This is a genomic window from Allochromatium vinosum DSM 180 (assembly GCF_000025485.1).
GTDB lineage: Bacteria > Pseudomonadota > Gammaproteobacteria > Chromatiales > Chromatiaceae > Thermochromatium > Thermochromatium vinosum.
In genome coordinates, this window is sequence record NC_013851.1 from 2322677 (window position 1) to 2346870 (window position 24194).

Sequence of the window (24194 nt, forward strand, 5' to 3'; positions counted from 1 at the left end):
GGATTGCGCAAACTGGGATACTGACACGGGCATTTCTTCAGTTACGTTGTAAAAAAATCATATTTCCTGCATTAAAAATTCCGCGTGCCCTTACAGCCAGGATACTGTGAACAGCCCCAGAACTGACCGTAGCGCCCGGAACGCAACCGCATTGAAGAACCACAATACGGACAGGTTGGAGTGCCAGACCTAGTGGTAACGCGCGGCGACGTAGGTGTTATGACGCGGGATGCGCTGGGCGGCGACGTTACTGTCAGCGTAACGCTTGAAGCCGGAACTAAAACGGATAATTCGCGCAAGTCTTTTGCAGCTTGCGCTCGGGCTGCGAGAGCGTCTGTAAGTGCTCTGTCGCTTCTAGCCTTGGCAGGTAGCGTGTCAAGGCGGGTCTTGGCGTTTCTGAGGGTACCTAGTCCGTTGCGGATCACGGATTCCAACTTAGCCTTTTCTGCTGAGAAACGCCCACGCAGAGTCCTTTCATCGGCGACGTCCTGCGCATTTGGTGTCGAGTCATATTTGAACCGGGACTCAAGCCCACGCCGCCACGCCATCAGCTTGCCGGTCATCACGTCACCGAAACCGGGAACACGCAGGACGGCAGACTGGTTCACATCAGCGGCTGTTTCGATACCAAAGGATATGAGCGTAGCGGTTTTAGCCGGGCCAATACCAGAAATGTTTGCATGGCGTATCGAAAAACGATCAAGGTAGGTCTGTCGCTGACGCGACTCCCGGTTGGATTTCATCACCATCAACTCGCGCGCGAGCGCGTCGTCAAGACCTTTGTAGGTCGCGATAGCGACATCTAAATCGCCGTAAACCTTCATGACCTCGGTCATTCCGTTGCGCTGAACGAAGGCGTTTAACTCACGCTGCACTCGTTCATCAGCTTCCTTGAAGGTTTTCTGGAACGGGGCGGATTCAACTTCACGGTCAGAGAACTTGACCAACCCCCAAATTAACAACCCAAACCACACAATCCCAGCCGGAGCGGCGAAGATGAAACCGGCGATGGCACTACCTATCATGAGCAAACCAGACAAAGGACGCCAGCGCTTTTCCCTCCTAGCTTCGCGGAGTGCATTACTAACACCATGCGGCTGCGCCACAGCAGGAAGCAAGTCTGCAACAGTTGGAAAGCGGAACGCCAGAATTTCGCGAATTGCCTGTTCCGTGCCGTGCGCATCGGTTGGAATGTTCAGATCAACAGTGGCTAGATCGGGGAACATGTCAAAACGACTGTTGCCCATCAGTTCGCACCAAACACATCCCCGGGCACTACCCATCTCATTACACACATGTTCATAAGTCATGAGATTCCCTGGCGTATTTGATCCCGGCGGCCACGTCTCTGATGCGCTGCAGACCGAGCCAAATGGTCTTCACACCGGGCTCGCCATCGCCCTTGCGTCCGAGAAAACCGCCCTGGCGGGCGATCAAGCGCAGCACGTCGTTGAGTCGTGGAGGCGACTTGGGTACGGGCTTCTTGGCCAGGATGTAGGTCGCTTGCCACTCTTCGGGTTCAAACAACAGCGACGCCTCCAGGTCTGGCACGGTACGCCCCAGACGCATCAGTCGGGCGATGCGCCATCCCACCACCAGAAACAGCGCGAAGGCGCGCTCCAGGCGCGCGACGGTGCCCAGTTGCAGGGCCTCGACACGACAGCCTTCCTTGAGCACCAAAAACAGCCGTTCGATTTCCCAGCGCGCCCGGTACCACTCGATCAGTTCGACGACGGTCGCGAGCGTCTCCGCCGTGCGGTTGGTCAGCAGACGCCATTCAATCGGTTTGACGCCCTTGGGAGCCTCCATTTCACGGGCGATCACACAGGTGACCTCAAGGTGACCGTGGCGCCGATCCGAGAGCGTGACGCCTCTGGCATAGAGTTGCTGACGCACCTCTCGGGCCTGACGTCCGCGACCGGGCGGCCGGGTGAAGCGCACCGTCCCAAGTGGCTTGGTCTCCAGCACATGCGCCCACAGCTTCCGGCCCTCGCCACCGGGCAACGCGCGGTTATGCTTGGCGCGCAACAGCCAATCGGCGGGGGTTGCCAAATCCCGAGCGCGCACCATCAGGTCCAGTATGTCGGCCTCACGATCGGCCACATAGACCAGGCGGGTGTCGGGCAACTCCCTGGCCAGGTCCGCGACCCGTTCATAGCCTTCTTTCCAGCGCACACTCTCGGGGCCTCCCGGACGCTGGCCGTCGGCGTCTTTTGGCTCGCGGGCCCACATCCAGGCATCCAGGACACCCAACGGTTCGCGCTCGGGCGTCACCGCGTAGGTCGGATGCAGGTACATCCCGCGCTGGGCCTCGTAGCTCAAGGGACCAAGTCCTTTGATCGTCTGGCCGTTGAAGTCCAGCTCCGTGGTGTCCTGCAGACACAGCACCACCGGATAGGCCGCCATGCGCCTCTGCGTGCACTGACGATGCGGCTCCAGAATGTCGAGCCAGTCGTAGCGTTCACTGCCGAGAAACCGATAGGCCGCCTGCGTCTCCGCCCAGCCGTTGCAGGCCCCCGGAATACTCGCCGTCGGATGCTCGGCCAGGCGCTCGATCAAGTGGATCGCACGCCGGTCGCGGCGCGTGTCGCCCAGATCAATCGAGGCCAATTCTTCCGACGCCCAGCCCATCGTGTGCTCCAACATGTCTCAGAAAAACAGTTCTCTATCGTACACCCAGAGTTCTGTGTAATGGGATGGGCACTACCGGGGTAATAGTGCGTCTTGATTTTGCTACAACGGTTCAACAAACCTTCCAAAGAATTCAGGGCGTGAATCCAGTCCATCGCAGTTGGACGCGCGGACGGTGACAGTCCAAAGGAATTCTCGAACGCACGGGAGATTGCGTCCGGGAACATATCAAGTTTCAGTGAGCCGGGCGGCGGAGTGGTTTGGGTTGCGGCTTGGCGGGTGAGCGAAAAGGCAAACCGGTTCTGGGAAATGGCATCGCCCATCGAAATGTCGGGGCCGCTGTAACGTCCTGCGTAAGGGTGACGACCCATGAACAGAAGATGAAAAATCGCAACGGCTAGCCCAAAGTTATCATGCTCTATAGTTCGCTGAACGGATGCGAGATTCCTCCCGTGTAATTCGGGCGGGGTGAAGTCAGGAACACCAACAACGCAAGGGTAGTATTTGCCGTTCAGGGTGAACTGAAAGCTATCTGCATCAATCAGAGCAACAGTCGCGTCCTGCGCCACAAGTACACCGGAATGATTCAAATCACCGATGACACATCCAGTCTGATGCACCATGCCAACGGCACGTGCGACGTTAAGCGCGGCACGGACAATAAACCGATAATCAGCTTTAGGGAAATGGCGCTGCCGGGACTTCGGGCTATATAGCTCATGCAGTGGGCGATACCCCGACACAAGTCGCATTTCAAAACCAATGAAGTTGCCACGACTGTCGGTCACAACATGACCGGGATAGGCAACAAGATCTGTCTTGACTGCAAGACCTTCACGCACCATCGCCCGCACCTTGTCTTCGCGTTTAGCGCGCAGGCTAGGGTCGTAGATTTTAACGGCCAGTCCAGAACGACCCTTGAGCGCGTAGACTTCGCCTTCACCACCCTTTCCAATCAACTCAGCGACTGAAACCAGATCTTTTCCGATAACGACTTCCTGCACGGTTATCCTCCGGAAATAAGAATTATCGTCTTGTCATCATCAGTGCGATCACAAACCGATGGACTAGCAAGATAGGCAGCTAGTTTTGCCGAAAGATCTACTAGGCGTCCTTCACCCGATGCAGTTTCAACCGGACGCATCATTGGATCAAAGAATCGTGTATAAGCAACCCGTTCCAAATGCGACAACGCTAGATCGCCCACGCCGTCAGAAAATAGTGCGAAAGCATTATATTCACGCGGATGACGGAGTATGTTCAGACGTGGTTCGGGGGCATCGGTGACAAAGTATGTGCTGGATGCATATTCACCGTTATCAGGCCAGCAAAGGACATCCCATTCGCAGCCTTTCCTCCCAACAATAGCGCTATCGCCAATGTGTAGCGTGACCGCTTCATCCGGCGCGAGAACGATTGCCGCCAAGGTTGCAGCAAACTCACGGGGAACGGTGTCCCTCCGAGTTGCTATGGTGGAAATTCGATCCCTCAATTCATCTATCCAACCCGACAAATCCTCATCGGTCGGCAACTCAGGATTTTCAAGGATCCATTCGCGGAATCGAACTATGAGGAAACGGCAAACGAGCCATGCGCCAAACGCACCGAACTTGGCGCTGCCAGCACCATCAGACACAACAGCAAAGATGTAACCATTACCCAATTCCGAAACAGCATAGGCATCTTGTAACCTGTCGCCGTTCTGGATGTGGGATGTGCCGATTACGGACGCGGAAGCCCACCGCCAAGCCATAGCGTCACCCTGCTACAGCCCAGCCATCTGGGGCGGTCGGGTTTGCAAGCGGAACGGCATCGCCAGGGTTCGAACGCGAGACGGCGCTAAGGGAACTAGACAACCATCGAAACAATTCCTTGAAGTCCAGCCCTTTCAACTTGAGCGGCTGGCGCGTCGCGATCTGACCAAGAACACGCATATCCGCTTGCTCTACACCAACAGCGTAGAACATAAATTCCTTACGTTCCTCGCCTTGGTGAATACGTCTCTTAGCCTCTTCCCAACTATCGGTTGGGGCACCATCTGTGATCAAGAATACCCACGGGCGGTAGTATTTCACGCCATTATCGCGATAACGGTTTTTCCGCTGGCGTAGCATGTCCAACCCGGTCAGAATCGCCTCACCCATGGGGGTTGCATTGTCCGCAACCAGCGTTTCAGGATAGAAATGATCTATTGTGGCGAAGTCGGACTTGATCTCCACAGGCCCGAATGTGACCACAGCCAGTTCCACACGCTTTACGGCCATCGGATCATTCAAGAGTTCTTGCCGCAACGTGGCCAGTCCCTCGTTCAACTCCGAAATTGGCCTGCCGCTAATTGAGTAGGAAGTGTCCAGCAGAAGGATTACCGGACAACGCTGTTCCGGGTTTTCAGCGAATTCCACATCACTGAATGGTTGTTGATCGAATTCATTCATATCAAAACCTCATTCATGACTAATGACAATTTTACTTTGTAATCTTTACCGTAACCCATCAAAAAAATTAGCCTGAAATCCGACAAACATAACTCTAATTCGAGCTATTTCTATCAGTCTTCAATGTTTTTGATTTACAACACCAAGAAAAATTAGCAAGGGGGCAAGTTTCGGCATCTATAAGCACCCCGGCCCCTCTTTAATCTTATCCTCTTGATTTCCAATCAGTTAGCCTTCTGGGGACTGCAAAAATCGAGAACTAAACAAAGGAACGAGAAAATTTTATTATTTTAATTATTAATAATAACAGAGAATTGCATCAGAAACTGACGACAGACCGACCTGTCTTGATTGAGGTGCAAAGGAGGAGTGAGGAAGCAGACCGGCTTGGTCAGAGTAGAGAGCCCCCCTCACGCGCGCCCCAACAAAACACCCAGAGAGCCGCATCTGAGCGCAAGTTTACCAGCACGTAACGGTGACGACCCAGCAGAAACGAAGAAGGAACTGCGGACCAGAAATGGACCGGAAAGCCCGATCAGCAGGCATAAAAAAAGCGGCTACATGACTGTAACCGCTTGTTTTACTTACTATTAATTGGTGGGCTGTCAGGGATTCGAACCCCGGACCGATGGATTAAGAGTCCACTGCTCTACCAGCTGAGCTAACAGCCCTTTGACTTGCATTGTTTGGGGTGGACGATGGGGATCGAACCCACGACCACAGGAATCACAATCCTGCGCTCTACCAACTGAGCTACATCCACCATAGAAACTGCTCAACTTGTCCGTGTCGAATTATATCGCATTTGATGCCGCTTTGGCATCCCCGGATTCGCTATTGGCGCGCCCGGCAGGACTCGAACCTGCGACCCACGGCTTAGAAGGCCGTTGCTCTATCCAGCTGAGCTACGAGCGCTTTGGGGTGCGGTTCGGTCACGCATTCCTGGCGGTTTCTCTGCTCTGGAAAGCGTTTGGTCGGGGTAGAGGGATTCGAACCCCCGACATCCTGCTCCCAAAGCAGGCGCGCTACCAGACTGCGCTATACCCCGGCTTCGGATGCGTATCCGGAGCTTCAATGCATCCCGGAACCGAAGAGCCGGCATGATAGCCATCGGTTCGGCGGCTGTCAACCACTGCATTTCACAAACTCCCACGGCAACCGAGATTGTTTACAGTCGACGACGAGTCGCTATCATGGTGCATCCCTAGCCAACTGGCCTTCTTAATTCAGGATTGACGTCGATCACATGAGCGCCGCCCTACTCGATGGCAAAGCCATCGCCGCCGACATTCAGCAAACCATCCAACAGCGCGCCGCCGCGATGCTGAGCACGCGCGGCCGGGCGCCGGGGCTGGCCGTGGTGCTGGTGGGCCAGAATCCGGCCTCGCAGGTCTATGTACGCAACAAGCGCCGCGCCTGCGCCGAAGTCGGGTTCCATTCGGAATTGCACGAACTGCCGGAGCACACGTCCCAGGCCGAGTTGATGGCGCTGATCGATCGGCTCAACGCCGATCCGGCCATCGACGGCATCCTGGTCCAACTGCCGCTCCCGTCACAGCTCGACGAGGCGGCTGTCACCGAGCGCATCTCGCCGACCAAGGACGTCGACGGCTTCCACCCCTACAATGTCGGTCGTCTGGTGCTGCGTATGCCCCTGTTGCGTCCCTGCACGCCCAAAGGCGTGATGACGATGCTGGCACGCACCGGGCAGTCACTGGAGGGACTGGACGCCGTCATCATCGGCCAGTCGAACATCGTCGGCCGCCCCATGGCCCTCGAACTGCTCGCGGCGCGCTGCACAGTCACCGTCTGCCACAGCCGGACCCGCGATCTGGCCGAGAAGGTTCGGGGCGCGGACATCCTGGTCGCAGCCGTCGGGCGGCCGGGGTTCGTGCCGGGCGACTGGGTCAAGGAGGGCGCCATCGTGATCGACGTCGGGATCAATCGCACCGCCGAGGGCAAACTCGTCGGCGACGTGGATTTCGCAACCTGCGCTGAGCGTGCATCCTGGATCACGCCGGTGCCGGGCGGGGTCGGTCCGATGACCATCGCCAGTCTGCTGGAGAACACGCTCCAGGCCGCTGAACTGCACGCGGAGACGGTGCCTTGAAGCGCGCTTCTCGCAGTCGCGCCATCGTCAAACACGGCTGGCCTGATCGGCCATGTTCGACGCGCTCCTGAACTGGATCGAATCCCATCAGGCGCTGACGCTGCTGTTGGCGGGCGCCTCCGTGCTGACCTTCATCGGCTCCATTCTGGCGTTGCCCGTGCTGGTGGCGGCCATGCCCGAGGACTATTTCCTCGATACCAAACGCCACCAGAGCCGTCTACGGCGCTTTCATCCGCTGATCTATCTGGCACTGCGGATCCTGAAGAATGTCGTGGGCTGGCTGCTGGTGCTGTGCGGACTCCTCATGCTGGTGCTCCCCGGTCAGGGACTGCTGACAATCCTGGTCGGGCTGGTGCTCAGCGATTTTCCGGGCAAATTCCGACTCGAACGCCGGCTCGCCGGCAACCCCAGCGTCATGGCGGCCTTCAACTGGCTGCGTCGGCGTGCCGGTCGTCCGCCGCTTCGGGTGCCGGCGCCGCTGGCCGAATCGCCCGATCCCCAGCACCCGGCGTGACGCTCACAGCAAACGCTCAATCGCCTTGATGACCTTGCCGCTGTCGGGCTTGGTGGTGCTGATGTAGTGATCGACGAGGTTGCCGTTGCGGTCGATCAGGTATTTGTAGAAGTTCCATTTTGGATAGGGGGCGCCGGCGGCGGCCAGCCTCTCGAACAGCGGCGCGGCCCGCCCCTTCTTGACGCTGACCTTCTCGAACATCGGAAACTCGACCGCATAGGTCAGGCGACAGAATTTCTGGATCTCCTGTTCGCTGCCCGGCTCCTGGTTGGCAAAGTCGTTGGACGGAAAGCCCAGGACCACGAAACCGCGATCCTTATAGGTCCGATAGAGCTGCTCCAGCCCCTCGTACTGCGAGGTGAAGCCGCATTTGCTGGCGGTGTTGACCACCAGGATCACCTGCCCCTGATAGGCGTCGCAGAGATTGACGACCTCGTCCCCGGCCAGGCGCCGGACATCGAGATCGAGCAGGGACGAGCACGGGGCGGTCTCGGCGCCGGCAGTCGCACTCATGGCCGCCAACCCCAATAGCAGCACGGATGGTTTCATAATCCAACTCCAGTCTCGATTCGTCTGGTTTACTGAAGTAGAGCATCGCGGCGGGATTGCAATGGCGCCGATCGCACCGATCATGATGCGAGAGCGGATCTCATCCATCCGCACACATCATCCAAACAGAACCGGTTTCCGGACAGATTCGAGGCGGTACGGGATATGAACGATTGGGTCAAGGCACGAGTCGTCGGCAAGCATCGCTGGACCGAGGGGCTCTACAGTCTGCAATTCGAGGCGCCCATCACGGATTTCGTGGCGGGTCAGTACATCAAGGTCGCACTCGACATCGAGGGCGAGCGCGTGGGGCGCCCCTACTCGCTGGTCAACGCCCCAGGCGCACAACCGATCGAGATCTTTTTCAACGAGGTTCCGCAGGGGCCGCTGACACCACCGCTCTCGGCGCTGAGTCCGGGTGATACGGTCTGGTTGACCGCGACTGCCAGCGGCATCTTTACACTGGAGACGGTGCAGCCGGCACGGGATCTGTGGCTGCTGGCCACGGGGACGGGGCTTGGAGTCTATCTCTCGATCCTGCGCTCACCCGATCCCTGGCGCCTGTTCGAGCGGGTGGTCCTGGTCCATGGCGTGCGCCAGGGCGCGGATCTGGCCTACAGCGAAACGCTCGACGAGATTGCAGGCCGCTATCCGGGGCGGTTTACGCGCGTAGCCGCCGTCAGTCGCGAATCCTGGCCAACGGCGTTGTCCGGCCGCATCACGGATCTGCTGACCGGCGGCGAGCTGGAACGTCACGTCGGCCTGACCATCGACCCGGCGACCAGCCATGTGATGCTCTGCGGCAACTCGGCCATGATCAAGGATGCCAAGGTCATCCTGGAGGCACGCGGACTGGTGCGGCACCGACGACAGACGCCGGGACATTACACCACCGAGCAGTATCACTGAGCCGCGAAGATCCACTCCACGCCAAGAGCGCCCTCGCCGGAGGGCTGCTCCTCCAGCGGCGCCCGAGACATGCGGCGCGCACTACCTGCGGCCAAAGCGCAAACCAGCCGTGGCGATGAATATCTCACGGAGAAACAGCAGCAAGGCCAGGATGAAGGCCAGCATGGAAGCCACGAACAGCATGGCCACGACCAACGAGGCATTGAAGGTCAAGAAGGTTCCAAGGAAGAGAAGCGCGATGACGGTGGAAACCAATAACGAGGTCAGGGTGCAGAGACCGATGGATGCGCCGACCAGTCTGGCGCGTGTCGACAGCGCCTGCAATTCGGCCTGAGCGCTGCCCTGATCCTCTGGGATCCGCCTCTCAACGACCCTGGCGCGATCGACGATACGGCTCAGTCGGTTCGTCAGGACGCCCAGCATGGCGCCGATGCCCGTGAGCAGGAAAACGGGAGCAACCGAGAGCTGGATGACGTGTGCAATCGCTGTGATAGGAGATTCGGGCGGCATAGGCTTGAGAGGCTGTAAAAAGCTGAGCAGAGACACCCGCCTTGCATCAGGCCGAGGCAAGCAAAAAGGCCTAGAGGTAAAACCTCTAGGCCTTTTTGTTCGATTTGGTAGCGGGGGCAGGATTTGAACCTACGACCTTCGGGTTATGAGCCCGACGAGCTGCCTGACTGCTCCACCCCGCAACTGAGGTGCCTATAATAGCCATCCAGATCCGATCGCGCAACCCCTAATTTGCTCTCGATGTTACCGACACCGTGCCGATAGAATCGGCGCGCTCACCACGAAGGATTCAATACATTGATTCATAAAACGAATTCCATCCAGAACCCAGCACTCACCCCGAGCATACTTTGGTTCAGACGCGATCTGCGCCTGGACGACAACCCGGCACTCGCCGCCGCGCTGAGTGATGGAGCGCCGATCATTCCGGTCTATATCCATGCTCCAGAAGAGGAGTCGCCCTGGGAACCGGGCGCGGCAAGCCGCTGGTGGCTGCACTGGAGCCTGACGGCGCTCGACGCATCGCTGCGCGCGCGCGGCAACCGGCTCTGGATCCTGCGCGGGCCGAGTCTGGACGCACTGCGTCGTCTCGCGCACGAAACAGGAGCGCGCACCATCCGCTGGAACCGTCTCTATGACCCGGCGACCCGTGAGCGGGACACCCGGATCAAGCAGACACTGCGCGCCGAGGGACTACACTGCGAGAGTCACAAAGCCGCCCTGCTCTTCGAGCCTTGGGAGGTTCTCAACGGCAGCGGCCAACCCTATCGGGTCTTCAGCGCCTTCTGGCGCGCCTGCATGCGCTCGCTGAGCGTGCCCCCCCCCGCCCCGCCCCGGAGACCGTTCCGCCGCCGCCCACCCCCATCTCGCCGAGCGCCGCGCTCGAACCCGAATCGCTGGATCTGCTGCCGCACCGCGACTGGGATGGCGGGTTGCGCGCAACCTGGACACCGGGCGAGACAGGCGCCCTGGAGCGTGCGCGCGCCTTCATCGCCGCAGGACTGAACGACTATGGCATCGCACGCGACCGCCCCGACCGACCGGGCACCTCGCGTCTGTCACCCCATCTGCACTTCGGCGAGATCGGCCCGCGACGCCTGCTGAACTGGATCGTCGCGGCATTCGGCGACCCGGCCCAGAGCATCGCCGAATCCTATGTGCGCGAACTCGGCTGGCGTGAGTTCGGCCATCACCTGCTGCACCATTTTCCGCATACGACCGACGAACCGCTGGATGGGCGGTTCGGCGCCTTTCCCTGGGCGACGGAGGGCGTCGAGGCGACGCTCGGAGCCTGGCAGCGCGGACGTACAGGTATCCCGCTGGTCGATGCCGGGATGCGCGAGCTGTGGCACACCGGCTGGATGCACAATCGGGTGCGGATGGTGGTCGCTTCGCTGCTGACCAAGAATCTCTTGATACCCTGGCAAGAAGGCGCGCGCTGGTTCTGGGATACGCTGGTCGATGCCGATCTGGCCGGCAACACCCTCGGCTGGCAGTGGACAGCCGGGTGCGGGGCCGATGCCGCACCCTATTTCCGCGTCTTCAACCCAGTGCTCCAGGGGCAACGCTTCGATCCGGACGGAGTCTATGTACGCCACTGGTGCCCGGAACTGGCGCGCCTGCCGGACAAATATCTCCAGCAGCCCTGGGCGGCGCCTCAAGCCGTCCTGGCGGCGGCGGGTGTCCGGCTCGGGCGCGACTATCCACATCCCATCGTCGATCTGGCCAGATCGCGCGTGCGCGCACTCGCCGCCTGGGAGCAGACCAATCGGGCGGCCGGCCCCTAAACGACCCTGACCTGAAACGACTCGCCCGATTCCGGATCGGCCAGATGCACCGCGCAGGCGATACAGGGATCGAACGAATGGATGGTGCGCAGGATCTCGATCGGCTGCTTGACGTCGACGAGCTGATGGTTGTCCTGGAGCGCGGCCTCGTAGGCGCCGGCTTGACCGCGACCATCGCGCGGTCCGGCGTTCCAAGTCGAGGGCACCACGGCCTGGTAGTTGGCGATACGGCCATCTTCGATGACGATCCAATGCCCGAGCGCGCCGCGCGGAGCCTCCATGATGCCGACGCCCTGCGCCCGGCTCGGCCAGCTCGACGGCTCCCACAGCGTCTCGTTGAAGGTTTTGGTGTCGCCGGATTTGACGTTGGCGATCAGACCGTCGTACCAGCCCTGCATGGCGTCGACCAGGATCTTGCTCTCCAGGGCGCGCGCCGCCGTGCGTCCCAGGGTCGAATAGAGCGCATCGACCGGCAGGTCGAGCCGGGAGAGCGTGCTGTCGACCAGCTCTCGGGCCTGATCGTGACCGGTAGCATAGAGCATGAGAACACGCGCCAGCGGTCCGACCTCGACCGAGCGCCCCTTCCAGCGCGGCGCCTTGAGCCAGGAATAGCCGTCGCTGACGTCGAGTTGCTTGTAGGGCGGCGCCACACCGCCGCGCCGGTCGTATTCCAGATTGGTTTGCCCCTCGTAGGGATGCAGTCCGCGATCGTTGCCGACGCTGTATTCGTACCAGGAATGGTTGACGAACTCCTGGATCTCGCCGGTGGCCTCCAGGTCGACCTCGTGGATGGTCGAGAGATCGCGGTCGAGGATGGCACCGCGCGGAAACAGGAAGGTCGCCGGGTCCAGACTCGCGCCCGTGGGCAGGTCGCCATAGCAGAGGAAGTTGCCCAGCCCCTCGCCGCGCTCGCCCCAGTCTTTGTAGAACCCGGCGATGGCCAGCGTGTCGGGCACATAGACCTGATCGACGAAGGTGCGCATCGACTGGATCAGATTCCGGACCTCGGCCAGCCGCTTGGCGTTGAGCGCCGAGTCCGAGTCCAGATCGATCGGTGACGGGACGCCGCCGACGACGAAGTTCGGATGCGGATTCTTGCCGCCGAAGATGGCATGGAACTTGGCCGTGTCACGCTGCCAGGCGAGCGCCTCCAGATAGTGCGCGACCGCCATCAGGTTGGCCTCGGGCGGAAGCCTGTAGGCCGGATGTCCCCAATAGCCATTGGCGAAGATGCCGAGCTGGCCGGATTCGACAAAGGTCTTGATCCGTTTCTGAGTGTCGGCGAAATAGCCGGGCGAAGACTTCGGCCAGGCGCTGATGGACTGGGCCAGCTCAGAGGTCGCTCTCGGATCGGCGCTCAGGGCGCTGACCACATCGACCCAGTCGAGCGCGTGCAGATGATAGAAATGCATCACATGATCGTGGATGTACTGCGCACCGATCATGAGGTTGCGGATGAGTTGGGCGTTGAGCGGCAACTCGATCCTGAGGGCATCTTCGACGGCGCGCACCGAAGCGATGCCGTGCACCAGAGTGCAGACGCCGCAGATGCGCTGGACGAAGGCCCAGGCATCGCGCGGATCGCGGCCCTTGAGAATGGTCTCGATGCCGCGGACCATGGTGCCCGAGCTGTAGGCTTGGGCGATGGTGGCGCCGTCCATCTGGGCCTCGATGCGCAGATGGCCCTCGATGCGGGTGATGGGGTCGACGACGATGCGTTCACTCATGTTGGCGGATCTCCGGCACGGGGCCGCCAACGCGGCCCGGCTCTAAAACAGGTGTTCGGTTCAGTCGCGCTCGACCAGATGCTCGGCGATCATCTCGGTGAGTCCGACCACCGGAATCTCCATGTTGAACGCCTCCAGCCCCTCTTCGAGCTGGGTGCGGCAAGTGGCGCACATCGTCACCATGCGCTCGGGGGCGACCTCCTCGATCTGCGCCTTCTTGCGCTTGAAGGCCGCCATCTTGAGTTCCTCGGCGCGTTCGTTGGAGCTGACACCGCCGCCGGCTCCGCAGCACCACTGATATTTGCCGTGCTCCTTGAGGTCGACGAAATTCTCGGCCACCAGCGCCATGAGGTTGCGCTGCTGCTGGATGACACCGCTCTTGCGCGCCAGATTGCAGGGATCGTGCAGCGAGAGCCGGTCGTCTTCCTTGCCTTCGGTCTTGATCCGCCCGGCGGCGCGCAGTTCGTCGAGCACCTCGATGATGTGGAAGACCCGGAACGGATAGGGCCGGCCGATCAGGTTCGGCCCCTCCCAGCGGATGGCGGTATAGGCGTGACCGCACTCAGGACTGATGACCTTGGACACCCGGAGCGTTTCGGCCGCCGCCACCACGCGCTCGACCAGCTCGGCGGCAATGTCCTTGTTGCCGATCTGGATACCGGCGTTGGTGGCCTCGAAACACTGGGTCGAGAGCGTCCAGGAGATGCCGGCATGGTCGAAGATCTTGGTGATGGCCTCCAGATATTCGGGGAAGTTGATGATCTCCATCGAGGACAGCAGCACCAGATATTCGGCGCCCTCCCGGTCGACCGGCACGGTCAGCCCGCTACTGGATTCGACATGCTGGATCTGCACCGCGAGCGTCTTCCATTGCAGCCCCATGGGGCTGCCCGTGGTGATCGCACGCACCGAGGCACTGATCAAACCCTCGGGCGCATGACCCGACTGAACCATGCCCTCGCGGGTCTTGCGGATCATGGCATAGAGATCATTGCCGACCGGACAGACCACGGAACAGCGACCGCACAGCGAGCAGGAGTCGTAGACCAGTTCCTCCCATTCGGCCAGCATCTCATCCGTGACCTTCTTCTGGAGACCGAGCAACCCTTTGATCCGGCCCCACAGGGTGAACTCGTTCTCCCACACCCGGCGCAGGGGTTCGAGCTTCAGGATCGGCGTGTACTTGGGATCGCCGGTTTCGAGATAGAAGGGGCAGGCCTGGGCGCAGAGTCCGCAGTGCACGCAACTGGAGAAGAACGCCGCCGTCGGTGCGTCGATCTCGGCGCGCAAGGCCGCCAGGCCCCGTTCGAGTGTCAGCTCGCTCATGACTGGACCCCCTTGCGGCCGAAGGCGGCGCCGTTGTACCAGCGCGCGATGAAGGCCGTGAAGATGTGGGTGAGCTTGGTGAAGGGCAGAATGATCAGCAGGATCTCGGCGCTGAGGATGTGCATGCCGAGCGCCAGCGGATAGGGCTCGACCAGACGGTGATAGGCCAGATAGCCGGTGAGCACCACCATGAACACCACCGCCCACACCAGATAATCCTCGACCGTGCTGATGTGCCGCTTCACCGGGTGGGTGAGGCGATGCACCAGGGTTGCGATCAGGGCCAGGATGGTGACGGCCGTCGCAAAATCGACCAGCGGATTGGGTAGCGCCGGCCAGGCAAAGCCGAGCACGCCCTGGATCAGCTCGACATGGGGCACGAAAAACAGGAGCGCCGTCAGAAACCCGATGTGCCAGATCCAGCCGACCACCACGTTGAAGGGTGCGCGCTTGAAGGTGCCCGGATCGGCGACGGTGCGGGTCAGCATGGTGCGCAGCCCGGCCGGCCATTCACGCGCACGCGGCTCGGCATAATTGGGCGCGCGCCCGAGCATGAAGATCTCGACCAGACGCGCCAGCAGACCGATGGCGAAGATCGCCAGCGCGACATCGAAGACTGGACCCTTGGTCCAGAGCAGAAATTCCATCGAGCCGCTCATAGCTTTTGCTCCAATTCGTCGACGGTGACGGGTTGGCGTGTGGCCGCCGCGTCCCGGCCCTTCTTTCGGGACAGAGCCGCCAGTCCACCGCCGACGACAGCACCGGCCGCGCCCGCCCCCAGGAGTGTCGCGGGACCGAGCGTGAGCGGCACCGACACCGGCTCATAGAAACCGCCGGCATCCCAGAACTGCGGCTCGGAGCAGCCCAGACAGGGATGCCCCGCCTCGACCGGCCAGCTGGTGCCGTCGTTCCATTTCATGGTGGCGCAGGCGTTGTAGGTGGTCGGACCCTTGCAGCCGAGCCGATACAGACACCAGCCCTGTTTGGCCCCTTCGTCGTCGAAGCTCTCGGCGAACAGCCCCTTGTCGTAGAAGGGCCGGCGATAGCAGCGGTCGTGGATCGACTGGCCGTAGAAGGCGAGCGGCCGGCCATAGCCGTCCAGCTCGGGTAGCCGACCGAAGACCAGATAGTGCGCGATCACGCCGGTGATGACCATGGGGATCGGCGGACAGCCGGGGACATTGATGACCGGCTTGTCGCGGACCAGATCCATGACCGACATGGCGCCGGTCGGATTGGGCCGCGCCTGGGGCAGACCGCCGAAGGCGGCGCAGGTGCCGACCGCGATCACGGCGGCGGCGTGCTCGACAGTCTCCATCAGGATCGAATAGTTGCTGTGACCGGCAACGGTCGAGAAGCCCGGATTGGCGTCCGGCCCCGGGATGGAGCCGTCGACGATCACCAGATACTGGCCCCGGTTCTCATCCATCGCCTGGAGCCGCGCGGCTTCGGCCGCCTCGCCCGAGGCCGCCTGAAGCGTGTGATGGTAGTCCAGCGAGATGAAATCGAGGATCAGGTCTTCGAGCGTCGGGGCATGGGCGCGGGTCAGGGATTCGGTACAGCCGGTGCATTCCTGGAACGACAGCCAGATGACCGAGGGACGGCGCGCCTGCTCCAGCGCGGCGGCGATGGCCGGCGCCATGCTCGGCGGCAGGGCCATCAGGGAGGCGGTCGCGGCGCAGAGCTTGAGGAATCCGCGGCGTGACAGGCCGTGATCGCGCAGGCTCTCGCCCAGTGTCTTGTCGGATCTCTTGCGCATGGTCCCTCCTTTCGGGTGTCAGGACGAAGGTGGCGAAGCGTTCGGCGCGGCGGCGTCCAGTCCGGACTCGGAGAGTCGATCCTCGAGTGCACCGAGCGACTCGGCGAGATCCTCCGGGCGCGGACGCAGGATCTCGGGGATGGCGGCGATCTCGATCTGATAGCTCAGGCGCTGATCTTCCAGGCCGCGATAATCGACCAGCCAGACGCCGGGGATGGCGGTCTCCTGGATCAGGGTCGGACCGAGCGCTTCGACACGCGCCTGGACCTCGCCCGAACCGAGCACAGCGGTCAGGCGCTCCAGGTCGCCCGGACCGAAGGGCATGGAATGGAGATCGATGCGCGTCTCCTCGCCGCTGGCGAGCAGGCGTTCGAGTGCATGACGGATCTCGTGCAGGATGGGGAGCGCGTGCCCGTGTTCATGCCGGGATCGCGCGCAGGATGCACCCGATGAGGAATGACCGATGGTTGGATCCAAGCCTGACATATCCACTCCAGCTCGACGTCGATGGAATGGATTCTAGGTCGATCCAAGGTTTTTTGATTTGATCTGGAGCAGGTGATTTTAGAATGTCAGCAGATATTGAAGGACGCGAACGCTAGTAGCCCCGAAAGTACCAGAGGTTGTTCCAGCCCGGCGGGTAGAGCCGGTGAAAGGACTCACGATCCTGGTCGATGCGCTCCTGGCGCTCGGCGCGGCGGCGGCGCAGATCCTCCTCCCAAGCCTCTGACTGGAGCGCGCCCTGTGGATGATGGGTGCGGCGGCGTTGCTCGTGCTGCTCGCGCACGGCCGAGCGCCGAGCCTCCCAGGCTTCGCGCTGGGCGCGGACCTCGTCGAGCCAGGGCGCGGTCACGTCCGGTTGAGCCATGCCGATGGACGCCGGATCGACCGGGACAGCGGCTCGCCCCCCGGGCTCATCGGCGATCGCCAACCCGGTCAGGGCGAGCAGAACGCCGCCAACCAGACCGAACGCCGGGCCTCTCGCGCCCGAATACACACTGGCTACACTCGAGGTCTGACCCGGCTCAGGCCGCAGGACGCGCTTCGAGTCGATCATGGATCTCGCGCCTCAGACAGGACAGCGCCTGCTCGCAGGTGATGGGCGTCTCCTCGGCGGTCGTGATGAAGAAGACGTCGTCGACCTCGGCGCCGACGGTGGCGATCTTGGCATTCTGCAACCGGATGCCGCACTGCTCGAACACCGCCCCGACCTCGGCCAGCAGTCCCGGCCGGTCGAGGGTCGTCAGACGCATGATGGTGCGCTGGTTGGGTTCGTCGACCGAGAAACACACGCGCGTCTCGATCGGAAAATGCCGATGCTGACGCGAGGCCGTGCGCGTGACCCGGATGCGGGCCTGGGTCGGTTCGGCCAGACGCGCCGCGAGCTGTTCGCGCACCTCGCCGAGACGCAATGGATCGTCGATGGGCGCGCCATCGCGATCGAGCACCTGATAGCTGTTGACCACCATACCGTCGCTGGTGGTCATGACGCGCGCATCCATGATGTTCAGGCCCATCTGATCGAGCGCGGCCGTGGTGCGGGCGAACAGATTGTCGCGATCGCGCGAGTAGATGAAGATTTCGCTGCCGCCGCGCGCGGTGATCGGCCGGATGTCGACCAGTGGCCAGTCCGCCGGCCCGGTCTCCAGCATACGCCGGGTCTGCCAGGCGATTTCGTCGGGCGAGTTGTAGAGAAAGAAGTCGCGGTTGAAACGCTGCCAGAGCGCCTGACAGGTGTCCGGTTCGACGCCATAGCGCGCCACCAGACGCAGACCCTCGGCCTGTTTCTGCGCGACCAGCTCATCCTGGGCCTGGGGATTGTCGAGACCGCGCAGCAGCGCGCGCCGGGTGCTGTAGTAGAGCTCGCGCAGCAGCGCATCGAGCCAACTGTTCCAGCGTCCCGGATTGGTGGCGCGCGCATCGGCGACGGTCAGCAGATAGAGATAGTCGAGCCGGGTCGGATCGCCGATCAGCGCGGCGAAGGACTGGATGACCTCCGGATCGCCGATGTCCTTGCGCTGCGCGGTCATGGACATCACCAGATGCTGTTCGACCAGCCAGCACACCAGCCGGCTGTCGAACGCGCTCAGACCATGGTGCTGGCAGAAGTCCCAGGCGTCGCGCGCACCAAGGCTGGAGTGGTCGCCGCCGCGCCCCTTGGCGATGTCATGGAAGAGTCCGGCCAGATAGAGCAGCTCCAGCTTGGGGATGCGCCGTGCCACCGCGCTACAGAGCGGGAACTCTTCGTCGTGCTTGGGGATGACGAAGCGGCGCAGGTTGCGCAGCAGGGTCAGGGTGTGCTCGTCGACCGTGTAGACGTGCAGCAGGTCGTACTGCATGCGCCCGACGATGTTGGCAAAGGCCGGGATGTAGGCCGGCAGCACGCCGTATCGGCTCATGCGGCGCATGGCGTGGGTGAGCCCGATCGGTTCGCGCAGGATCTCCATGAACAGACTGCGCGCGCGCAGATCGGCGCGGAAGCTGTCGTCGATACGATGGCGGTTCTCGCGGATCAGGCGGATGGTGCTGGCACGCACGCCCTCCAGCTCGGGATGGGTCTGGAGGATGTGGAAGACCTCCAGCAGCGCGATCGGTGTGCGCCGGAACACGCTTGGCGATGTGACCTCCAGATAGCCGCTGCGCGACTGGAAGCGCTTGTTGATCGGCACGGGCGGGCCGATGTCGTCGTGCAGCAGGATCGCCTCGCCGAAGAGCTGCAACAGCATCTCGTTGAGCTGATTGAGCTCCTGGACGGTGCGATAGTACTGCTGCATGAACTGCTCGACGGCCAGATTGTTCTCGCCGTCGCTGAAGCCGAACTGATGAGCCAGGGTGCGCTGATAGTCGAACAGCAGCCGGTCCTCGTGCCGCCCGGCCAGCCGATGGAGCGCGAAGCGGATGCGCCACAACAGAGTCTGGCCGCCGATCAGGGCCCGATGCTCGGCTTCGGTCAGAAAGCCGTGATCGACCAGCTCGTGCAGCGTCTCGGCGCCGAAATGACGCTTGGCCACCCAGCCGATCATCTGGATGTCCCGGAGACCGCCGGGATTCTCCTTGATGTTGGGTTCGAGGTTGTAGGCGGTGTCGCCGTACTTCTGCCAGCGCGCGCGCTGCTCCTGGGTCTTGGCGGCGAAGAATCGCTCGCTGTTCCAGAGACGGTCGGGGCCGGTGGCCGCGCGCATATCCTGGAAGAGCGCTTCAGAGCCCGCCAGCCAGCGTGCTTCCAGCAGGTTGGTCATCACCGTGACGTCGGCCTCGGCCTCGCGCACGCAATCCTCGACCGTGCGGACACTGTGACCGACCGCAAGCCCGATGTCCCACAGCAGGGTCAGCAGACGCTCGATGGACTCGATCAGCGGGGGCGAGGGTTCGGCGTCGATCAGGATCAGGATGTCGATGTCGGAGGCCGGATGCAGCTCGCGCCGTCCATAGCCGCCGACCGCCACCAGCGCCGCAGCGGAGGATTCGCTCAGATGCAGGGTCCAGACATCACGCAGGACGGCGTCGATGAGTTCGCTCAGTTCACGGACCAGGCGCGTGACCGGAACGCCCTGGTCATAATGCTGGTAGAGCGCGTCCTTCCCCGCTCTGAGCCGTTCCTTGAAGAAGCGCAGTGAGTCCGACGGCGAGAGCGTCGAGTCGACCGGCGCGGTGGCGGCGAGCAGGGAGGCGCCCTGGGTCATGAGACGCCCAGGGTCGCACGCTCGGCGGCGCGCAGGGTCAGAATCTCGTGGCCGGTCTCCGTGACCAGGATGGTGTGTTCCCACTGAGCCGAGAGACTGCGGTCCTTGGTGACGACGGTCCAGCCGTCCGGCAGCACCTTGATGAAGCGCTTGCCGGCGTTGACCATGGGCTCGATGGTGAAGCACATCCCCGGCTTGAGCCTCAGACCCTCGCCGGGCTTGCCGTAGTGCAGCACCTGCGGGTCTTCGTGGAACTCCTCGCCGATGCCGTGTCCGCAGTATTCGCGCACCACCGAATACCCCTGGGTCTCGACGAAACGCTGAATGACATGCCCGATGTCGCCGAGCGTGGCCTCCGGCTTGACGGCGGCGATACCGAGCATCATCGCCTGCTGCGTGACGGTTACGAGCCGACGGGCGAGCACGGACGGCTCGCCGACGAAGAACATGCGGCTGGTGTCGCCGTGATAGCCGTCCTTGATCACGGTGATGTCGATATTGACGATGTCGCCCTTCTTGAGCCGCTTGTTGCTCGGGATGCCGTGGCAGACCTGATGGTTGATCGAGGTGCAGATCGACTTGGGGAAACCGCGATAGTCGAGCGGAGCCGGGATGGCGTGATGGTCAACGATGTAGTCGTGACAGAGCCGGTCGAGTTCCTCGGTGGTGACGCCGGGTTGGACATGGGGCTCGATCATGTCGAGCACGTCGGCGGCCAGACGGCAGGCGATACGCATCTTCTCGATCGCCTCTGGGGTCTTGATCCGCACATTCATCTTACGGTTGGAAGCATCCACGGTCTTTTGATATCGATTCGGCTCGTCAGACGTTCGGGCATTTGCCCCTGTGTAACCGGCTATGGTATAAAACGCGGCGCGCTGTCGCAATTGACGACTATCCACCATGGCACATGATGGGGGCTTGCGGCGGCGACACCAAGGCGGAAATCTGCGTTTCCGCTCTTTTTCGTTTGGCCCTTCGGCCAGGCACGCCCCACAGACGTGCCGATCCGTCCACACACGCGCCGTCACAGAGACTGGGTGCCCGTTCACTCGGGTTGTCGCCTGGGGCGCGTGGAGGCCTAACCCAACCATTCAGATTCAGGAAGTGAAGATCGTGAGCAACGTCACCATGCGTCAGATGCTGGAGGCCGGCGTCCATTTCGGCCACCAGACCCGTTACTGGAACCCCAAGATGGGGGCTTTCATCTTCGGGCAGCGCAACAAGATCCACATCGTCAACCTCGAGAAGACCCTGCCGCTCTACCAGGATGCCGTGAACTTCATGGGCACCCTGGCCGCCAACGGCGGCAAGATCCTCTTCGTCGGCACCAAGCGCGCCGCGCGCGATGCCATCCGCGAAGAGGCCGAGCGTTGCGGCATGCCTTTCGTCAACCACCGCTGGCTCGGCGGCATGCTCACCAACTTCAAGACCATCCGTCAGTCGGTCAAGCGCCTGAAGGATCTGGAGGCCATGTTCGAGAGCGGCACCATCGAGCGCTTCAACAAGAAGGAAGCTCTGGGTCTGTCGCGCGAGCGTGACAAGCTCGAACTGAGCCTCGGCGGCATCAAGAACATGGACGGCCTGCCGGACGCGCTCTTCGTCATCGACGTCGGCCACGAGAAGATCGCCGTGACCGAGGCCAACAAGCTCGGTATCCCGGTCATCGGCGTGGTCGACACCAACAACGACCCGAGCAACGTCGACTACGTCATCCCCGGCAACGACGACGCCATCCGTGCCGTGCGTCTCTACATCGCCGGTGCGGCCGACGCCATCCTCGACGGTCGCAGCACCGCTGCCGCCATGGTCGGCCGTGGCGCAGGCTCCATCCAGGACGAGGCTCAGGCCGAGGCGTGATCGCCCGCGCGCCCCGCTCCACCTGAGTGGGGCGCGCCGCCTGTCTCGACCGATCCAGTTCTTCAGAGACGCCGCGCGGTGCGGCGCCTCTTCATCCGATTCAAGCAGACCCCGAGCGGGTCGACGAGGTGTTCTAGTCATGGCGATTACAGCCGCATTGGTCAAGGAACTGCGCGAGCGCACCGGCGCCGGCATGATGGAGTGCAAGGCCGCGCTCGTGGAAGCCAACGGAGACATCGAGGCCGCCATCGAGGCCATGCGCAAGTCCGGTCAAGCCAAGGCCGCCAAGAAGTCCGGCCGTACCGCCGCCGAGGGTGTGGTCATGATCCAGATCACGGACGACGGCAAGCAGGGCGTCATGGTCGAGATCAACTGCGAGACCGACTTCGTTGCCAAGGACTCCAACTTCCTGGAATTCGCCGAGGCCGTCACGGCCGCCGCGCTCAGCGGCGGCGTGGCTGACGCCGAGTCGCTGGCCGGTCAGACCCTGGCCGACGGCAGCACCGTCGATGCCGCCCGTGAGGCCCTGATCGCCAAGATCGGCGAGAACATCCAGGTGCGCCGCCTGCAGCGCTTCGACGGCACCGAGGGCGCACTCCACAGCTATCGTCACGGCGTGCGCATCGGCGTGGTGGTCGAACTGGTCGGCGGCGACGAGACGCTCGGTCGCGACATCGCCATGCACATCGCCGCCAGCAACCCACTGTGCATGAACGCCGATCAGGTACCGGCCGAGACCCTGGACAAGGAGCGCGAGATCTTCAAGGCCCAGGCGCTCGACAGCGGCAAGCCCGAGGCGATCGTCGAGAAGATGATCGAGGGCCGCATGCGCAAGTTCCTGGAAGAAGTCACCCTGCTCGGCCAGCCCTTCGTCAAGAACCCCGACCAGACCGTCGCCCAGCTGCTCAAGCAGGCCGGCGCCGAGGTGCGTCGCTTCACGCGCCTGGAAGTCGGCGAGGGCATCGAGAAGAAGGTCGAGAACTTCGCCGAAGAGGTCATGGCTCAGGTTCGCGGCAACTGAGCCATTGCGGTATCCTGCCCCCATTTCGATGACATCACCACGAGGCCCGCGGCCATGACGGCTCCCGCGTATCGACGCATCCTGCTCAAACTCAGTGGCGAGGCGCTGATGGGCGCGGGCGACCACGGCATCGATCCCGATGTCCTGGAGCGGCTCGCGGGCGATGTCCGCGATCTGATCGCCTCGGGCGTTCAGGTCGCGCTGGTGATCGGGGGCGGCAACATCTTTCGCGGCGCCGGGCTGGCCGCGCGCGGCATGGATCGGGTCACGGGTGATCAGATCGGCATGCTGGCCACGGTGATGAACGCCCTGGCGATGCAGGATACGCTGGAGCGGTTGTCGGTTCCGGCGCGCGTGATGTCGGCGCTCAAGATCAATCAGGTCTGCGAGGACTACATCCGCCGCCGTGCCATGCGTCATCTGGAGAAGGGGCGCGTGGTGATCTTTGCCGCCGGCACCGGCAATCCTTTCTTCACCACCGACTCGGCGGCCAGTCTGCGCGCCATCGAGATCGGTGCCGACCTGCTGATCAAGGCCACCAAGGTCGACGGTGTCTATTCCGCCGATCCGGTGAAGGTTCCGACCGCCACCTTCTATCCCCGACTCAGCTATGATCAGGCGCTGCGCGAGAATCTCGGGGTGATGGACGCCACCGCCATCGTGCTGTGCCGGGATCACGCCATGCCCCTGCGGGTCATGAACATCAACGAACCGAACGCCCTGCCCCGCCTCATGGCCGGCGAGGACGTCGGTTCACTGGTCGTAAGCGGAAACTGACATCATGATCGACGATATCAAGCAAGACGCCGCCGAGCGCATGGCCAAGAGTGTCGAGTCGCTCACCCACGAACTGGCCAAGATCCGCACCGGTCGCGCCCATCCGTCGCTGCTCGACCACATCATGGTCTCCTACTACGGGCAGGACGTGCCGATCCGCCAGGTCGCCAACATCAACGCCGAGGATGCGCGCACCCTGCTGGTCACGCCCTGGGAGCGCAACATGGTGCAGGCGATCGAGAAGGCGATCATGCAGTCCGATCTCGGACTCAACCCCAACACCGCCGGCACGGCGATTCGGGTGCCCATGCCGCCGCTGACCGAGGAGCGCCGACGCGATCTGATCAAGGTCGCGCGCAACGAGGCCGAACAGGCGCGCGTGGCGGTGCGCAACATCCGCCGCGACGCCAATCACGATCTCAAGGAACTGGTCAAGGACAAGATGATCTCCGAGGACGACGAGCGTCGCGGTCAGGAGATCGTGCAGAAGCTGACCGATCAGTACGTCAAGGAAGTCGACGCGGTACTGGCCGAGAAAGAACAGGACCTGATGTCCATCTGAGACCGCCAGCCGAGTCATCGTGGAAACCGCTTCA

General features: G+C 62.2%; 21 protein-coding genes, 5 tRNA genes and 2 pseudogenes. 8 read left to right on the forward strand and 20 right to left on the reverse strand.

Features of this window, described 5'->3' with window-relative positions; all coding sequences use genetic code 11:
- Positions 1–71: 71 nt before the first annotated feature.
- From ALVIN_RS18385 to ALVIN_RS10100, 9 genes and pseudogenes are all read right to left on the reverse strand, one after another.
- Positions 72–182: pseudogene (locus ALVIN_RS18385) on the reverse strand (topoisomerase DNA-binding C4 zinc finger domain-containing protein); the annotation flags it as partial.
- Between the two features lie 1117 nt (positions 183–1299).
- Entirely contained in the window at positions 1300–2631 is a 1332-nt protein-coding gene (locus tag ALVIN_RS10070) for an IS4 family transposase (RefSeq protein WP_012969768.1), read from the reverse strand.
- On the reverse strand, positions 2556–3635 hold the full coding sequence (locus ALVIN_RS17125; protein ID WP_190275500.1) for a protein kinase domain-containing protein: 1080 nt from the start codon (positions 3633–3635) through the stop codon (positions 2556–2558). Before ALVIN_RS17125 ends, ALVIN_RS10070 begins: the two co-directional genes overlap by 76 nt.
- Before the next feature lie 2 nt (positions 3636–3637).
- Entirely contained in the window at positions 3638–4384 is a 747-nt protein-coding gene (locus ALVIN_RS17130) for a PP2C family serine/threonine-protein phosphatase (protein WP_012971223.1), read from the reverse strand.
- A 4-nt stretch (positions 4385–4388) separates the two neighbouring features.
- On the reverse strand, positions 4389–5066 hold the full coding sequence (locus tag ALVIN_RS10080; RefSeq protein ID WP_012971224.1) for a vWA domain-containing protein: 678 nt from the start codon (positions 5064–5066) through the stop codon (positions 4389–4391).
- 595 nt (positions 5067–5661) lie between these two features.
- Positions 5662–5737, reverse strand: a tRNA-Lys gene (locus ALVIN_RS10085).
- Between the two features lie 16 nt (positions 5738–5753).
- A tRNA-His gene (locus tag ALVIN_RS10090) sits at positions 5754–5829 on the reverse strand.
- A 75-nt stretch (positions 5830–5904) separates the two neighbouring features.
- Positions 5905–5981: transfer RNA gene (locus tag ALVIN_RS10095), tRNA-Arg, on the reverse strand.
- 56 nt (positions 5982–6037) lie between these two features.
- A tRNA-Pro gene (locus ALVIN_RS10100) sits at positions 6038–6114 on the reverse strand.
- Between the two features lie 198 nt (positions 6115–6312).
- On the opposite strand from ALVIN_RS10100, the gene folD reads away from it, so the two are divergent.
- On the forward strand, positions 6313–7176 hold the full coding sequence (gene folD, locus ALVIN_RS10105; RefSeq protein ID WP_012971225.1) for a bifunctional methylenetetrahydrofolate dehydrogenase/methenyltetrahydrofolate cyclohydrolase FolD: 864 nt from the start codon (positions 6313–6315) through the stop codon (positions 7174–7176).
- Between the two features lie 52 nt (positions 7177–7228).
- Complete coding sequence (locus tag ALVIN_RS10110; protein ID WP_012971226.1) at positions 7229–7690, forward strand: PGPGW domain-containing protein; 462 nt, start codon at positions 7229–7231, stop codon at positions 7688–7690.
- A 3-nt stretch (positions 7691–7693) separates the two neighbouring features.
- Here ALVIN_RS10110 and ALVIN_RS10115 read toward each other — a convergent pair whose 3' ends face one another.
- A complete protein-coding gene (locus tag ALVIN_RS10115; protein ID WP_012971227.1) occupies positions 7694–8239 on the reverse strand; it encodes a glutathione peroxidase in 546 nt (181 codons plus the stop codon).
- 165 nt (positions 8240–8404) lie between these two features.
- Here ALVIN_RS10115 and ALVIN_RS10120 point away from each other — a divergent pair, with 165 nt between their 5' ends.
- Positions 8405–9148, forward strand: a complete 744-nt coding sequence (locus ALVIN_RS10120) for a ferredoxin--NADP reductase (protein ID WP_012971228.1) — start codon at positions 8405–8407, stop codon at positions 9146–9148.
- A gap of 81 nt (positions 9149–9229) precedes the next feature.
- Here ALVIN_RS10120 and ALVIN_RS10125 read toward each other — a convergent pair whose 3' ends face one another.
- Positions 9230–9694 (reverse strand): DUF2721 domain-containing protein, encoded by a 465-nt coding sequence (locus ALVIN_RS10125; RefSeq protein WP_223295201.1) that lies wholly within the window; start codon positions 9692–9694, stop codon positions 9230–9232.
- 69 nt (positions 9695–9763) lie between these two features.
- Positions 9764–9840, reverse strand: a tRNA-Met gene (locus tag ALVIN_RS10130).
- Between the two features lie 136 nt (positions 9841–9976).
- On the opposite strand from ALVIN_RS10130, the pseudogene ALVIN_RS10135 reads away from it, so the two are divergent.
- Positions 9977–11445 (forward strand): annotated as a pseudogene (locus ALVIN_RS10135) (cryptochrome/photolyase family protein).
- Here ALVIN_RS10135 and ALVIN_RS10140 read toward each other — a convergent pair.
- The 8 genes from ALVIN_RS10140 to map form a co-directional block, all read right to left on the reverse strand.
- Positions 11442–13172 (reverse strand): nickel-dependent hydrogenase large subunit, encoded by a 1731-nt coding sequence (locus tag ALVIN_RS10140; RefSeq protein ID WP_012971230.1) that lies wholly within the window; start codon positions 13170–13172, stop codon positions 11442–11444. The pseudogene ALVIN_RS10135 and the gene ALVIN_RS10140 overlap by 4 nt on opposite strands.
- Before the next feature lie 60 nt (positions 13173–13232).
- The gene (locus ALVIN_RS10145; protein WP_012971231.1) at positions 13233–14498 is read right to left on the reverse strand and encodes a (Fe-S)-binding protein; all 1266 of its coding nucleotides are present in this window, start codon (positions 14496–14498) and stop codon (positions 13233–13235) included.
- The gene (locus tag ALVIN_RS10150) at positions 14495–15157 is read right to left on the reverse strand and encodes a hypothetical protein (RefSeq protein ID WP_012971232.1); all 663 of its coding nucleotides are present in this window, start codon (positions 15155–15157) and stop codon (positions 14495–14497) included. Before ALVIN_RS10150 ends, ALVIN_RS10145 begins: the two co-directional genes overlap by 4 nt.
- Complete coding sequence (locus ALVIN_RS10155) at positions 15154–16257, reverse strand: hydrogenase small subunit (protein ID WP_012971233.1); 1104 nt, start codon at positions 16255–16257, stop codon at positions 15154–15156. Before ALVIN_RS10155 ends, ALVIN_RS10150 begins: the two co-directional genes overlap by 4 nt.
- An 18-nt stretch (positions 16258–16275) precedes the next feature.
- Complete coding sequence (locus tag ALVIN_RS10160) at positions 16276–16743, reverse strand: hydrogenase expression/formation protein (protein WP_012971234.1); 468 nt, start codon at positions 16741–16743, stop codon at positions 16276–16278.
- 112 nt (positions 16744–16855) lie between these two features.
- A complete protein-coding gene (locus ALVIN_RS10165) occupies positions 16856–17314 on the reverse strand; it encodes a hypothetical protein (RefSeq protein ID WP_012971235.1) in 459 nt (152 codons plus the stop codon).
- Complete coding sequence (glnD, locus tag ALVIN_RS10170) at positions 17283–19940, reverse strand: [protein-PII] uridylyltransferase (RefSeq protein ID WP_012971236.1); 2658 nt, start codon at positions 19938–19940, stop codon at positions 17283–17285. The genes ALVIN_RS10165 and glnD overlap by 32 nt, the downstream gene beginning before the upstream one ends.
- Positions 19937–20737, reverse strand: coding sequence for a type I methionyl aminopeptidase (gene map, locus ALVIN_RS10175; protein ID WP_223295203.1), 801 nt, complete (start codon positions 20735–20737; stop codon positions 19937–19939). Before map ends, glnD begins: the two co-directional genes overlap by 4 nt.
- A 334-nt stretch (positions 20738–21071) precedes the next feature.
- Here map and rpsB point away from each other — a divergent pair, with 334 nt between their 5' ends.
- The 4 genes from rpsB to frr all read left to right on the forward strand — a co-directional run bounded on the left by rpsB (position 21072) and on the right by frr (position 24160).
- Positions 21072–21800: a 30S ribosomal protein S2 gene (rpsB, locus tag ALVIN_RS10180; RefSeq protein WP_012971238.1), complete on the forward strand. Its 729-nt coding sequence runs from the start codon at positions 21072–21074 to the stop codon at positions 21798–21800.
- A gap of 139 nt (positions 21801–21939) precedes the next feature.
- The gene (gene tsf / locus ALVIN_RS10185) at positions 21940–22821 is read left to right on the forward strand and encodes a translation elongation factor Ts (RefSeq protein ID WP_012971239.1); all 882 of its coding nucleotides are present in this window, start codon (positions 21940–21942) and stop codon (positions 22819–22821) included.
- Between the two features lie 54 nt (positions 22822–22875).
- Positions 22876–23598 carry a UMP kinase gene (gene pyrH, locus ALVIN_RS10190; RefSeq protein ID WP_012971240.1) on the forward strand — a complete coding sequence of 241 codons (723 nt, stop codon included), beginning with the start codon at positions 22876–22878 and terminating at the stop codon, positions 23596–23598.
- 4 nt (positions 23599–23602) lie between these two features.
- Positions 23603–24160 (forward strand): ribosome recycling factor, encoded by a 558-nt coding sequence (gene frr, locus ALVIN_RS10195; RefSeq protein ID WP_012971241.1) that lies wholly within the window; start codon positions 23603–23605, stop codon positions 24158–24160.
- The last annotated feature ends 34 nt before the right edge of the window (positions 24161–24194 follow it).